This is a genomic window from Litoreibacter ascidiaceicola (assembly GCF_900129235.1).
Classification (GTDB): domain Bacteria; phylum Pseudomonadota; class Alphaproteobacteria; order Rhodobacterales; family Rhodobacteraceae; genus Litoreibacter; species Litoreibacter ascidiaceicola.
In genome coordinates, this window is the sequence record NZ_FQUV01000006.1 from 246,119 (window position 1) to 258,993 (window position 12,875).

Genomic DNA, 12,875 nt, shown 5'->3' on the forward strand with positions numbered 1-12,875 from the left:
ATGAGATGAAAAAGACCCTTCTGAGCGTAGGACTGATTGCATTGGGCACCACGGCATTTGCCGAGGACAAGCCCGTTTTGACGATCTACGCGCCTGATTACTTTACCAGCGAATGGGGCCCCGGCCCGAAGATCGAAGCGGCGTTTGAAGAGACGTGTGCTTGCGACGTGAAATACGTGGCGGGCGATGTGCTGCCGCGCCTGCTTTTGGAAGGCGAGCGGACCAAGGCGGATGTGGTGATCGGGCTGAACACCGATGTCACCAAGAAGGCGCGTGAAACGGGTCTATTCCTGCCTCATGGGCAGGATACCAGCGATTTGACCCTGCCGATCGAATGGACGGATAACGTGTTCCTGCCGTTCAACTGGGGGCATACGGCGTTCATCTACAACACCGAGAAAATGGCTGATGCGCCGACGACGTTTGACGCTTTTTTGGCGGATGAGGACGCCAAGGTTGTGTTGCAGGACCCGCGTAGCTCGATCTCTGGCTTGGCGTTGATGCTGTGGGTGAAGGCGGTCTATGGCGATGACAGCCAAGAGGCGTTTAACAAGCTGGCGCGCAAGACTTTGACCGTGACCAAAGGCTGGTCGGAAAGTTACGGCATGTTCACCGACGGCGAGGCCGACATGGTGCTGAGCTACACGACGTCGCCTGCCTACCACATCATCGCGGAAGAGGACGAGACCAAGCGGGCGGCGATTTTTGACGACGGCCATTATTTCATGACGGAACTGGCGGCACAGGTTAAAGGCTCTAAGCAGCCGGAACTGGCGCAGGACTTCATGGACTTTGTACTGTCAGAGACATTCCAGACGATGATCCCGACTGCCAACTGGTCCTTCCCCGCGAAACTGGATGCGGACAAGCTGCCGGACGGGTTCAAGAAATTGGATATGCCTGCGACGGCGCTGTTCTACTCAGAAGATGAAGCCGCTGAATTGCGCGATGCCGCGCTGGACGAATGGCTGAGCGCGTTCAGCCAGTAAGCCTGTCCACCCTTGGCGGGGCGGCGGTTGTCGCCCTGCTATTGGTGCTGACCCTTGGCACGCTCGGCGCGGTTGCGTGGCGGGCGGAAGAGGTGTCGGCACTATCCCGAAATGACTGGTCTGCGGTATGGTTCACGTTGTGGCAAGCGGCAGTGTCTGCTGTGCTAAGCGCGGTCTGCGCGATCCCTGTAGCCCGCGCGTTGGCGCGGCGTCAGTTTTGGGGGCGGGGGGCGCTGCTGACCATTCTGGGCGCGCCGTTTATCTTGCCCGTGATCGTCGCGGTGCTGGGATTGCTGGCGGTTTACGGGCGTAGCGGAATTGTCTCGGATACCTTAGTTTGGGCAGGATTAGAGCCTGTTTCGATTTACGGATGGCATGGCGTCATCCTCGCGCATGTGTTCTTCAACCTGCCTCTGGCGACGCGGCTGATCTTGCAAGGCTGGCTATCCATTCCGGCGGAGCGGTTCCGCTTGGCACAGTCGCTTGGCTTCACCTCACGTGACATCGAAAGGCATCTGGAACGCCCGATGCTGCGGGAGGTTTTGCCTGGTGTTGTCATGGTGATTTTCCTGATCTGCACCACGAGTTTTGCGGTCGCGTTGGCCTTGGGCGGCGGTCCGAAAGCGACGACGATTGAGCTGGCGATTTACCAAGCGTTCCGGTTTGACTTCGACCTTGGCAAAGCGGCATTGCTGGGGTTGGTGCAGTTCGCCATCTGCGCGGTACTGGCTTTGGTGTCTCTGACGGTTTCCGTTCCTTCGGGACAAGGCGCGGGGCTGGACCGCGTGGTGCCGCGCAACGATGGGTCCAAGGTATTGGACGGGTTTGCGATTGCTGTCGTGGCGTTGTTCCTCATTACGCCACTGGCGATGATCGTAGCGAAGGGCTTGCCGGGATTGCCTGATTTGTCGCCGAGCATCTTGGGCGCCGCTTGGCGGTCGGTGTGGGTCGCGGTGAGTTCTGCGGCGTTGACGGTGCTCATGGCGCTGGCCTTGGCGCTGCTGGCGATGAAATGGGGACGCGGGGTGGAGGCTGTCGGGTATCTGTCCGTAGCGGCGTCGCCTTTGGTGATCGGCACGGGGCTGTTCATCCTGACTTACCGCTGGATAGACCCTGTTTTGCTCGCCTTGCCAGTTACAATCGTCGTGAACGCGGCGATGAGCCTACCGTTTACCTTGCGCGCCTTGTCGCCCGCATTGCGGCAGGTGGAGGAAGATTACGGGCGTTTGGCAACTTCACTGGGACTGTCGGGGTGGACGCGGCTGAGGATCGTGGTGCTGCCTCGCTTGCGCCGCCCTTTGGGCTTTGGCGCGGGATTGGCTGCGGCGTTGTCGATGGGGGATCTTGGCGTCATCACGCTGTTCGCCGACCCCAGCCGCGCGACCTTGCCGTTGGCATTGTATAACCTGATGACGGCCTACCGGATGGAGCAGGCATTCGCCGCAGCACTGGTGCTGCTGGTGCTGAGTCTGACCCTGTTCTGGCTTTTCGATCGAGGAGGTCGCGTGGATGCTGACGTTTGACAAGGTGGAGATCGTGCAGGGGGACTTCTCGCTGAGCGCGGATTTTTCGGTGCCTGTGGGCGCGAAAGTGTCGGTGATCGGGCCGTCGGGGGCGGGCAAGTCGACGTTGTTGTCGGCGCTGGCGGGGTTTGTGCCTGTCACCAGCGGGCGCATTTTGTGGGAGGGCGCCGACATCACGAAAGCCACGCCTGCCGATCGCCCGTTGGCGATGGTGTTTCAGGACAGCAACTTGTTTCCACATTTGACTGTGGCGCAGAATGTGGGGCTTGGGGTGAAGCCCAGTCTGAAACTGACGGCGCAAGAGCATACCCGCGTTGCGGAGGCCTTGGCGCGAGTGGGACTTAACGGCTTCGAGGCGCGCAAGCCTGCGGCCCTGTCCGGCGGACAGCAAAGCCGTGTGGCGCTGGCGCGGGTCCTGTTGCGCGACAAGCCCGTGATGGTATTGGACGAGCCTTTTGCGGCCCTTGGTCCCGCGTTGCGGGTCGAGATGCTGGCCCTGATGGTGGAAATCGCTGAGGAGCGTGGGTTAACGGTACTGATGGTGACCCATGACCCCAAAGACGCGCGGCAGTTGAACGGGAGCACGATTCTGGTGGCCGATGGGATTGCCCATGCGCCTGTTCCGACAGGACCGTTTCTAGACGCCCCGCCGGACGTGTTGCGGGCCTATCTTGGCGGCTGACTTATTGCGCTTGATAGAGCGGCACAGTCGAGATCGACATTTTTGCCGAGCCTTGGGTTAGCTCGTTGCCATGCGCCAGATAGATAAGAACCTGATTCTCCTCGTCGTAGATGCGCGACAGGCGCAGGGACTTGAAGATGACTGACCTTCCTTCGCGAAACACGGTTTCACCGTCGTCGGACCGGTCAATATCACCAATCGTGATCGGCCCCGTCTGGCGGCAGTCGATGGACGCGTTGGAGGGGTCCTCGAACCAGTTGCCGTTGGACAGGCGGTCGATCAGGCTGCGGTCGAAATAGGCGATGTGACAGGTCACGCCCTCTACGTCGGGATCGGGAATGGCTTCGATGATGATGTCGTTGCCGACCCAGTCCACCCCGACGCGACCTACTTCCTCAGCGGCAAGCGTGAAAGGTAGGCAGCACAGGATTGCGGTCAGTAGATGTTTCATCGGCTTGCTCCGGTTTCTATGGCATTAGTCGCTTGTGATGAAGATGGTGCCGCTGCACCCGGTTCACAACACCTTTCGTGTCGCACATAGAAAAAGGCGCGCCCCGAGGGACGCGCCTTTTAAAATCAATAGCGAAAGTGCTTAGTCTTTACGCTTGATCGGCGCCCAGATGCGTTTGTTGGTCAGGTAGAGCAACACGGTCAGGATAACCAAGAAGAACACAGCGATGAAGCCTGTGCGCTTGCGGGCGTCTTGATGTGGCTCTGCCGTCCAGCGCAGGAAGGCCGCGACGTCTTCTGCTTCGTGGTGTAACTCGTTAGAGTGACCGTCGGCAAATTCGACATCCTCGCCGTAGAGCGGTGGCGCCATAGCGATCCAGCCGCCCGGGAAGGCGGTGTTTTCGTAGAACGTGGTGCCGGCTTCTTCTTTTTCTTCACCGGTATATCCGGTGAGGATCGACGCGATGTACTCAGCGCCGCCGATACCGTTCACGAGTTGGTTGATCCCGGTACCCAATGGGCCGTGGAAACCAGCGCGTGCCTTCGCCATCAAGGACAGGTCAGGTGCATTGGCAGAGTAAAGCGCCGGAAAATTGTCCGTCGGAAGCAAGGTGCGATACTCTTCGGTCGTTTTGTCGAAGAGTTGCGGGTTTGACAGCTCGTCGTTGATCGGGAACGCCTTTGCGTAAGCTTTCATCTGGTCTTCGGGCAGCGCAGGGCCGCCTTCATCTGCCAGCGTGCGCATAGGCACGAATTTCAGGCCGTGACAGGACGAGCACACCTCTGTGTAGATTTTCAGACCACGTTGAAGCTGGTTTTGATCGAAGGTGCCAAACGGCCCCTCGTAGGAGAAATCCACATCGTGGGTGTGGCCCGCGTCACCAGCTGCAAAAGCGCCGGAAGCGAGAGCCACAGCCGAGACTGTTGCGAGTGAGAGTTTTTTGAGCATCGGTATCTTCCTCTTACTCTGCAGGCTTCGCGACAGCGTCGGAGCCTTTGGCGGGATAATGCGCGTCGAAGTCTTCTTCGATTGTCGCCGGACGGGCCAGCGGCTTCTCGATAACGCCCAGCAGCGGCAGGATGACCAAGAAATAGCCAAACCAGTATGCCGACGCGATCAGCGAGATCCAGTCATGCGGGAACTCGGTGTCACGTGCGCCGACCCACATCAGGACGAAGAAGTCGACAACCAGCAGCGCAAACCACCATTTGAACATTGGACGGTAACGGCCCGAACGAACCGACGACGTGTCCAGCCAAGGTGCCAGCGCCATAACGGCGATGGAGCCGAACATGGCAGCCACACCGAAGAACTTAGCGTCAACGATGCCACCGGTTACGAAGGACACAAGCTGCACGACCCACACATCAGCGGTAAAGGCCCGCAAAATGGCGTAGAAGGGCAGGAAGTACCATTCCGGCACGATGTGCGCAGGCGTGGCGAGCGCATTGGCCTCGATGTAGTTATCGGGGTGGCCAAGGAAGTTCGGCATGAAGCCCACGATTGCCCAGAAGACGATCATGATAACGCCAAGCGCGAACAGGTCCTTCATCACGAAGTAAGGCCAGAACGGAACGGTGTCTTTCGCGGCGTCTTCTTTGGATGTGCGACGCACCTCAACACCGGTCGGGTTGTTGTTGCCCGTGGTGTGGAACGCCCAGATGTGAACGGCGACAAGGCCGGCGATCACGAAGGGCAAAAGATAGTGCAGCGAGAAGAAGCGGTTCAGCGTGGCATTGTCCACAGCAGGCCCGCCGAGCAGCCACGTTTGCAGCATTTCGCCAACGCCCGGGATGGCGCCAAACAGGCCGGTGATAACAGTCGCGCCCCAGAAGGACATCTGACCCCATGGCAGCACGTAGCCCATAAAGGCGGTGCCCATCATGGCAAGATAGATGATCATGCCGATGATCCACGTGATTTCACGTGGGGCCTTGTAGGAGCCGTAGTACAGGCCGCGGAAGATGTGGGCGTATACGGCCACAAAGAACAGCGATGCGCCGTTGGCGTGCAGATACCGGAGCATGTAGCCGCCGTTTACATTGCGTGTAATGTGCTCGACCGAGGCGAAGGCCAGATCGACATGCGGGGTATAGTGCATCGCCAGCACGATGCCGGTGATGATTTGCAGAACCAGACAGAATGTCAGGACGATGCCCCAGATCCACATCCAGTTCAGGTTCTTTGGAGTTGGGATCATCAGGGTGTCATAGAGCAAGCCGACAATCGGCAGGCGCGTGTGAAGCCACTTCTCGCCACCGGATTTCGGCTCATAATGGTCGTGTGGGATACCAGCCATAATCGTTTCTCCCTTAACCGAGTTTCAGCACGTCTTCCGACGTGAATTGAGAGACAGGCACCAGCATGTTGCGCGGCGCAGGGCCTTTGCGGATACGGCCAGCTGTGTCGTAGTGCGATCCGTGGCAGGGGCAGAACCAGCCGCCAAAGTCGCCGGCGTCGCCCAAAGGCACGCAGCCAAGGTGCGTACAAACGCCGATCATCACCAGCCACTCGCCATCTTCGTCGAGTGTGCGGTTTTGGTCTTCGGCATCTGCCTCTGGACCAAGGTTGTTGTTCTCTGCGCCGGTGTCAGGCAAATCCGACAGCGCGACAGCGCGGGCGGCTTCGATCTCGTCCGCGGTGCGGCGGCGGATGAAAACCGGCTTACCCAACCATTTGACGGTCAGTTGAGTACCTGGCTCGATGCCGGAGATATCAACGTCGATAGAGGCCAGAGCCTGCACGTCAGCGGAGGGGTTCATTTGATTGACCAAGGGCCAGACGGCGGCCCCTGTAGTCACTGCGCCTGCACCCGCTGTTGCGTAGTACAGGAAGTCGCGACGGGTTGCGCCGCTGTGGTCGTCTGCGTGGGACACGAGAACTTCTCCCTTGTCGGACCGCTTGTGCGGCCGGTAAAATTGAAGAATCCGCACCGAGGGCGCAGGATATCGGGGCTAGATATATTCTAAGGTACCTCCACGTCCACCCATGAACGTACTGTAAGGGAAGCCATTTGTCGCACTATGTCCAAATTGCAGCGTTTGAGCCCGATTTGGCCCCGAATTTGGGGTCACTGGTGCGCTTGGGCGTCTGCTTCGACGCCCCGATCCACGTTATCGAGCCCTGTGGATTCCCGTTTTCGCTAAAATTGTTGAGAACGCGTGCGTTGGATTACGGCGAAAAAGCTGAACTTCACCATCATAACAGCTGGGACGCCTTCGAGGCGGCAAAACCGGGACGTCTGGTGCTTTTGACCACCAAAGGCGCGACTGATTTATGGGATTTCGAATTTCAACATGGAGATTGCCTGCTAGTGGGGCGCGAAAGTGCCGGGGTGCCGGATCACGTTCACGAGGCCGCTGATGGGCGGGTGAAAATAGCCATGCCCGGTGGCGGGCGGAGCCTGAACGTGGCGATTTCCGCAGCAATTGCGATAGCGGAGGCGCATCGGCAGTTGCGAGATCTTGCCTAAAGGTTGTTTTGTCCGTTTAGTTGCTTAGGTTCGCGTTAACGCGGTCAATCGTGAGGGGTTCACATGAAAAAGCGCTACATTCTGTGTGGGTTCACTGTCGTTGCAGCAGCGGGCATTTTGATGTGGGGCGGTGCGGTTGCTCAGCACGGTATGATGTCCGGTCACCACAACGGCGGCCAAGGCCACGACGAAGTCCGAATGCCCATGCTGAATGGTGAGGACACGACACCCGAGGAAGTGGAAGAGCTACGCGCACTGTTCACAGAGCACACATCTCTGGAACGAACGGTGGAGAACCTGCCCAACGGGATCAGGACAGTCACTGAAACCGACGACCCTGAACTTTTGGAAGCGTTGGTCAATCATGCTGTCGGGATGATCGCCCGTGTTGACGAAAGCCGCAATCCGCACATCCCGATCCAAAGCCCGACCTTGGACTACTTGTTTGACCACCCGGAGCGGATAACCACCGACATCGAGCCGACGGATAATGGATTAATCGTGACGCAGACGTCGGATGACCCGAAAATGGTGGAAGCTCTGCAAACCCATGCGGCAGAGGTCAGTGATCTTGCCGCGCGCGGAATGGCGTCGGTGCATGATGCTATGATGAAGCGTCATTCTAATTAGTCTTTTAGTGAGCGGGCCATATCACGGTGAGGAATTCCAGCGTCGTTGAATACTGGCCCGAAAACCTCAAACCCCAGCTTTTCGTAAAACCCGATGGCGTGAGTTTGCGATCCCAAGACCACCTCGTCGAAATCTGCGCGCAGGTCGGTCAGGATGAATTGCATCAGCTCCGCCCCCAAACCGGTTCCGCGATGCGTGTCTAGAACTGCGACACGCTGGATTTTTGCCTTGGGACCAAGCGATTTAACCCGCGCCGTAGCGGCGGGGGTGCCGTCCACGGTAGCAAGGTAGTGGATGCATTCGGGGTCTTTGCCATCTATCTCCTCGGCCTCAGGCACATCTTGGCCTTCGATAAAAACCACCCGCCTGATGTGAAGGCAGGTGGCAATGTCGTCTGTGCGGTCAATCTGGGCCATATATTAGCCAGCCGGTGGAACAGTTGCGATCATGCTGTCCCGTTTGGCAAACTCGGCCTCCCAAGCGGTCAAATTGGGGCGGCCCTTGCGCCAATCACGGTCAGCGTGGCGGAAATCAAGATAAGGGAGCGCGCAGGCGACAGCGATTTGACCGATGTTCAATCCCTCGGCCGTTAGGGGCTCCATCCATGACGCCTCAAGCGCATCGAGTGCCGTGTTGATTTTGCGCCACTGGCCTTCGACCCAATCCGCAAACTGCTTGTCTGCAGGACGCACGCGGGCTTCGTAGACCATCAAGATTGCCGCATCGAGGATACCGTCGGCGGTGGCTTCAAGCGTTTGCAGCTGCCATGTCGCGTCACCAGAGCCGTAAAGACCCGCCTTGGCACGCGCGTCGAAGAAGCGGCAAATGACGCGGCTGTCATAAATGGGCTGGCCGCTATCAAGCGCCAGTGCCGGAATTTTTCCCAACGGGTTCAGATCACGCGGCATCGTGCCCGGATCGATGGGTGTGCCACCAGCTGGCACCATTTCAACGTCGTCCAGCTGGCCGGTTTCACGCAAAAGGACGAGCACCTTGCGCACATAGGGGGATGTCGGGCTTGAAAATAGCTTCATTTGGAGGTCTCCGGTTTGGCTCCGCGCATAAGTGCGGAGAGTATTTGTGTTTCCTGCCCGATACCGTATCCCGCGACATGGTCAGCGGCAGTTAATCGGGCGTCTTCTGGTTTGTTCTGGCCTAGCTTCCACGTGCCATCGATTTTGGCGACTTCAAAGTGGAACGGCTGGATCTGACGCATCATCCGTTCAAGAACACCATCGGACATCTTGTCGGTAGTCCATGGGGCTTTTGGGAGGAGATGCGCCTCAAAATGTGCGGAAAGGCGGTTTAGCAACGGGTGCAGCTGATCTTGCGGCAAGGGGCGTAGGGTACCCGTGATGCGAATGGCGACGTAGTTCCACGTCGGGACCTGATCCTCGACGCCGTACCAGTCTGGCGAGATATAGCTGTCCGGACCAGTTACAGTGAACACCGCGTGTACCGATTCCTTGCACGCGCGGGCGATGGGGTTGGAGCGGACAAGGTGTAGCTCTGCCTGCGTGCCGCTTTCGTTCAACAGGATCGGGATATGTGCTGTGAGTGGGCCGTCCTCTCCATTTATGGCCAAAGTGCCAAACCCGCGCTCGCGGACGAAGCCGATATTTCGGCTAGCTGTCTCGTGGCGAAAGGCGGGATTGGGATGCATGATGCTATCCTTGGCGGGGTTAGGCCAAGGGCGCAAGGGTTGGCGGATCACCAGCCTGCCATTTGGGGTATTTCACCATGATTGCGGCGAAGCGGTCGGAGGTGAGATGTGTATCCAACCACCTGTGCAAATGCGGCCATGATTGCGCGTCAAACCAAGCGCGATCGGTGTTGGCGAACTGTCGAATAAACGGGAAGATTGCCATGTCCGCGAGACAAGGCTGTTTGCCAAGAAAATACGGCTTTTGGGCCAGAATAGAGTCGTACTTCTCTAAAGTGCTCGCTCCGAGCGTACGCCAGGTTTCGGGATCGTTGTCGTGCCGGTTCGCGTATTTGTAGCGATCCAGAGCAGTCTTGAAGGGCCCGTCATTCTGCGCGATCAGCGCGAGACTGTTTTCGCGGTTTTGTAGCCATTCTTCGGGGTCGTTATGATCAAGCGCCCATAGCATAATGTCGAGGCTCTCTTCGATCACCCCATCAGATGCTATGACAACTGGCACAGTGCCTTTCGGAGAGGCTTCCAGAAACTCGGGGGCTTTATCTCGCAGCACTATTTCGCGGTGTTGCATGGTCAATCCAGCCGCGTGAATAGCGAGACGCGCCCGCATCGCATAGGGGCAACGGCGGAAGCTGTAGAGAATTGGGGTGCCTCCGGCGGGAATATTTTCGCCAAGATGAAGACTCATGCGCGTAGCCGGGTGCCCTTGGTCCCGACGATACGAGCGGGGATGATCTGGCCTACGGGTTGGTCAGTGTCGAACAGAGTTTCGGTGAATTGCTCGGTTCTACCCATGCGCGGGTTTTCCATGAGGATGTTATGAGTGTGACCGACGCGGGAGGCGAGGTGCGCTTGGACCTGCGCCTCGCCAGCCGTGCGCAAACGCGCGGCACGAGCTTTAATGTCCTTGCCGTTGACGGCGGGCATTTTGGCGGCGGGCGTTCCCTGCCTTGCCGAGTATGGGAAGACGTGCAGCCATGTCAGGTCGCAGTCTTCGACCAGTTTCAGCGAGTTTTCGAACATGTCATCGGTTTCTGTCGGGAAGCCTGCAATTATGTCGGCACCATAGGTCATGTCCGGGCGAAGTTTGCGCGCGTCTTCGCAGAACCGGATCGCGTCGTCGCGCAGGTGGCGGCGCTTCATGCGTTTCAGGATCATGTCGTCGCCAGCTTGCAAGCTGAGATGCAAGTGAGGCATCAGACGTGGCTCGGTTGCGATGGCCTGCATGAGGGAAGGATCGACCTCGATGCTGTCGATGGAGGAGATGCGCAGGCGCGGCAGGTCAGGGACCAGCTTGAGGATGCGCAGCACCAGATCGCCAAGCTGCGGCGTGGCAGGCAGATCCGCACCCCACGAGGTGAGGTCGACGCCGGTCAGCACCACCTCGTTGTAGCCTTTGTCCACGAGGCGCTTGATTTGGTCAACGACCACGCCCGCGGGAACGGAGCGGGAGTTGCCGCGACCGTAGGGGATGATGCAAAAGGTGCAGCGGTGGTCGCAGCCGTTTTGCACCTGCACATAGGCCCGCGCACGGGTGCCGAAGCCGTCGATCAGGTGACCGGCGGTTTCCTCGACGCTCATGATGTCGTCGACCTGCACTTTCTCGGTGTCAGGCAGGAAGCCCCACGTGGCGCGATTCATCTTCTCGGTGTTGCCGATGACATTGTCGACTTCGGCCATGTTAGAGAATGTTTCCGGCTCGGTTTGCGCGGCGCAGCCGGTGACCACAAGGCGTGCATCGGGGTTCTCTCGGCGCAGCTTCCGGATGTCTTGGCGGGCTTTGCGCACGGCCTCGGCAGTCACCGCGCAGGTGTTCACCACGACCAGGTTGTCCTGACCTTGTGTCAGGTCGCGCATGGCCTCGGTCTCGTAGGCGTTAAGGCGACAGCCATGGGTCGAGAATATCGGCGGCTTCATAGTGCGGCCAGAAATTCGGGCGTCAGGTGGCCTGAGAACACGTGCGCTGTGGGGCCGGTCATCCAGACGCCATCGTCGCGCCAATCGATATCGATGCGCCCGCCGTCAAGATCGATGCGCACTTGGTGACCTGTGAGCCCGCGACGCGCTGCAGCGACGGCGGTGGCGCAGGAGGATGAGCCCGAGGCCAAGGTTACACCGACACCGCGTTCCCAAACGCGCATGCGCAAATGGTTTTTACCGATCAAGTGGGCGACTTGCACATTGGTCCGCTCTGGAAACAGAGGGTGATGTTCATGTGCCGCGCCAAAACTGGGTAGGTCGACCAACTCGGCGTCCTCCACGAAGAATGTGCAATGCGGGTTACCCATTCCAGTCGCGGTAGGATTGCCGTCGATTGGTAACTCCAACGTATCCATTTCGCGAGCAAGCGGCACGTCTCGCCAGTCTAGCAGAGGTGCCCCCATATTCACGCGTGTTAGATCGTTCCCTGCGTCTTCGGCACTCAACAACCCGCGTTCGGTTTTGAGGGTGAGAGACGTGATCTCCCGCCGCGCCATTTCGAATCGCGCCACACAGCGCGTGGCGTTGCCACATGCGCCCGCGGTGGACCCGTCGGAATTGAAGAAAGTCAGGCCGATATCGGCGCCCGCCACGTCATTTAGAACCGCAAGCTGATCGAATCCGACACCGCGATGCCGGTCACCAAGGGCGCGGGCGAGGGCTTCTGACACATGTGCGTCGTTACCCCGTTGGTCAATAACCACGAAGTCATTGCCCAGCCCGTGCATTTTCATGAAGGGCAGGCCGAGGGAGGCATCTGCGTGTTGCATGAGCCGCGATATAACCCTCGCGCGGACACAATGGAAGACATGGTGCAGATTCACGTGGATTTGGGGGTTGACCCCATGGGGCGACCTTTCTAGATAGCACCCTCAGTGGGCCCTTAGCTCAGTTGGTAGAGCAACTGACTTTTAATCAGTAGGTCGATGGTTCGAACCCATCAGGGCTCACCACTTTTTTCAATAACTGTCAGGCGTCACGAGAGTCGCCCAAAATTAGCAGGGTTTCTGCCACAAACGTCACTTACACCTTCCACAATCACAAACTGCACCTTTGATTGTGAGGCGCGATGCTTCTAAGGGATTGAGAGTTTCTCCAAAAGAACGCGGTTCGACCAAGTTTTCTGTACTTAAAAACGCCCGCTTTCGGGCCGAATTTCAGAATCCAAAGTATTCTTTTAGTGAAGAACTGGTAATCGAAGGAGCGCCTAGTCGAGTTTATAACGACATGACAGGATCGAGGCCAAACGCTTCCACGTCAAACCGATTCTTCGACATATTCGACATCTGACCAGTGCAATTCTCTGGTAGGGTCGTAGAGCGCGCCCTGATCTGTTCCAGCGACACTGGTGTGAACCCCCACTGATCGACCCCAACGTTGATACTGTTCCGGCGGGTCTGTTGCATTAATTTGACTGGTTTGTGTTATGGACTTATGGCGTCCTTCTGTCAGGCAGCCAAGCCAAATAGGCTTTCAACAAAACGGATT

General features: G+C 58.3%; 15 protein-coding genes and 1 tRNA gene. 6 read left to right on the forward strand and 10 right to left on the reverse strand.

Annotation, left to right across the window (positions count from 1 at the left end):
• Positions 1-5: 5 nt before the first annotated feature.
• Genes BUB72_RS13995 through BUB72_RS14005 form a run of 3 tightly spaced genes read left to right on the forward strand, consistent with a single transcriptional unit; the run spans position 6 to position 3,194 of the window.
• Positions 6-989, forward strand: a complete 984-nt coding sequence (locus tag BUB72_RS13995; RefSeq protein ID WP_073144887.1) for a thiamine ABC transporter substrate-binding protein — start codon at positions 6-8, stop codon at positions 987-989.
• A complete protein-coding gene (locus BUB72_RS14000) occupies positions 965-2,512 on the forward strand; it encodes a thiamine/thiamine pyrophosphate ABC transporter permease ThiP (protein ID WP_073144965.1) in 1,548 nt (515 codons plus the stop codon). Before BUB72_RS13995 ends, BUB72_RS14000 begins: the two co-directional genes overlap by 25 nt.
• Entirely contained in the window at positions 2,499-3,194 is a 696-nt protein-coding gene (locus BUB72_RS14005; RefSeq protein ID WP_073144889.1) for a thiamine ABC transporter ATP-binding protein, read from the forward strand. The genes BUB72_RS14000 and BUB72_RS14005 overlap by 14 nt, the downstream gene beginning before the upstream one ends.
• Position 3,195: 1 nt before the next feature.
• Here the strand turns inward: BUB72_RS14005 and BUB72_RS14010 are convergent, their stop codons facing one another.
• The 4 genes from BUB72_RS14010 to petA form a co-directional block, all read right to left on the reverse strand.
• The gene (locus BUB72_RS14010; protein ID WP_073144891.1) at positions 3,196-3,645 is read right to left on the reverse strand and encodes a CreA family protein; all 450 of its coding nucleotides are present in this window, start codon (positions 3,643-3,645) and stop codon (positions 3,196-3,198) included.
• Between the two features lie 141 nt (positions 3,646-3,786).
• Positions 3,787-4,593, reverse strand: a complete 807-nt coding sequence (locus tag BUB72_RS14015; protein ID WP_073144893.1) for a cytochrome c1 — start codon at positions 4,591-4,593, stop codon at positions 3,787-3,789.
• A 13-nt stretch (positions 4,594-4,606) separates the two neighbouring features.
• Entirely contained in the window at positions 4,607-5,944 is a 1,338-nt protein-coding gene (gene petB / locus BUB72_RS14020; RefSeq protein WP_073144894.1) for a cytochrome b, read from the reverse strand.
• A gap of 13 nt (positions 5,945-5,957) precedes the next feature.
• The gene (petA, locus tag BUB72_RS14025) at positions 5,958-6,521 is read right to left on the reverse strand and encodes a ubiquinol-cytochrome c reductase iron-sulfur subunit (RefSeq protein ID WP_073144904.1); all 564 of its coding nucleotides are present in this window, start codon (positions 6,519-6,521) and stop codon (positions 5,958-5,960) included.
• A 137-nt stretch (positions 6,522-6,658) separates the two neighbouring features.
• Here petA and BUB72_RS14030 point away from each other — a divergent pair, with 137 nt between their 5' ends.
• Both BUB72_RS14030 and BUB72_RS14035 read left to right on the forward strand, forming a co-directional pair.
• Positions 6,659-7,117 carry a tRNA (cytidine(34)-2'-O)-methyltransferase gene (locus BUB72_RS14030; protein WP_073144906.1) on the forward strand — a complete coding sequence of 153 codons (459 nt, stop codon included), beginning with the start codon at positions 6,659-6,661 and terminating at the stop codon, positions 7,115-7,117.
• Between the two features lie 63 nt (positions 7,118-7,180).
• Positions 7,181-7,747, forward strand: a complete 567-nt coding sequence (locus BUB72_RS14035; RefSeq protein ID WP_245814859.1) for a hypothetical protein — start codon at positions 7,181-7,183, stop codon at positions 7,745-7,747.
• On the opposite strand, the gene BUB72_RS14040 is transcribed toward BUB72_RS14035, so the two are convergent.
• From BUB72_RS14040 to dapF, 6 genes are read right to left on the reverse strand one after another with little or no spacing between them, the layout of a single operon-like run.
• A complete protein-coding gene (locus tag BUB72_RS14040) occupies positions 7,744-8,163 on the reverse strand; it encodes a GNAT family N-acetyltransferase (RefSeq protein ID WP_073144908.1) in 420 nt (139 codons plus the stop codon). The two genes, BUB72_RS14035 and BUB72_RS14040, sit on opposite strands and share 4 nt — an antisense overlap.
• A gap of 3 nt (positions 8,164-8,166) precedes the next feature.
• Positions 8,167-8,781 carry a glutathione S-transferase gene (locus tag BUB72_RS14045; RefSeq protein ID WP_073144910.1) on the reverse strand — a complete coding sequence of 205 codons (615 nt, stop codon included), beginning with the start codon at positions 8,779-8,781 and terminating at the stop codon, positions 8,167-8,169.
• Entirely contained in the window at positions 8,778-9,410 is a 633-nt protein-coding gene (locus BUB72_RS14050) for an FMN-binding negative transcriptional regulator (protein ID WP_073144912.1), read from the reverse strand. Before BUB72_RS14050 ends, BUB72_RS14045 begins: the two co-directional genes overlap by 4 nt.
• Before the next feature lie 19 nt (positions 9,411-9,429).
• Positions 9,430-10,095 (reverse strand): glutathione S-transferase, encoded by a 666-nt coding sequence (locus tag BUB72_RS14055; protein ID WP_073144913.1) that lies wholly within the window; start codon positions 10,093-10,095, stop codon positions 9,430-9,432.
• Positions 10,092-11,324 (reverse strand): tRNA (N(6)-L-threonylcarbamoyladenosine(37)-C(2))-methylthiotransferase MtaB, encoded by a 1,233-nt coding sequence (mtaB, locus tag BUB72_RS14060; RefSeq protein ID WP_073144916.1) that lies wholly within the window; start codon positions 11,322-11,324, stop codon positions 10,092-10,094. Before mtaB ends, BUB72_RS14055 begins: the two co-directional genes overlap by 4 nt.
• A complete protein-coding gene (gene dapF / locus BUB72_RS14065; RefSeq protein ID WP_073144919.1) occupies positions 11,321-12,157 on the reverse strand; it encodes a diaminopimelate epimerase in 837 nt (278 codons plus the stop codon). The genes mtaB and dapF overlap by 4 nt, the downstream gene beginning before the upstream one ends.
• A 107-nt stretch (positions 12,158-12,264) precedes the next feature.
• Here dapF and BUB72_RS14070 point away from each other — a divergent pair.
• A tRNA-Lys gene (locus BUB72_RS14070) sits at positions 12,265-12,340 on the forward strand.
• Positions 12,341-12,875: the final 535 nt, after the last annotated feature.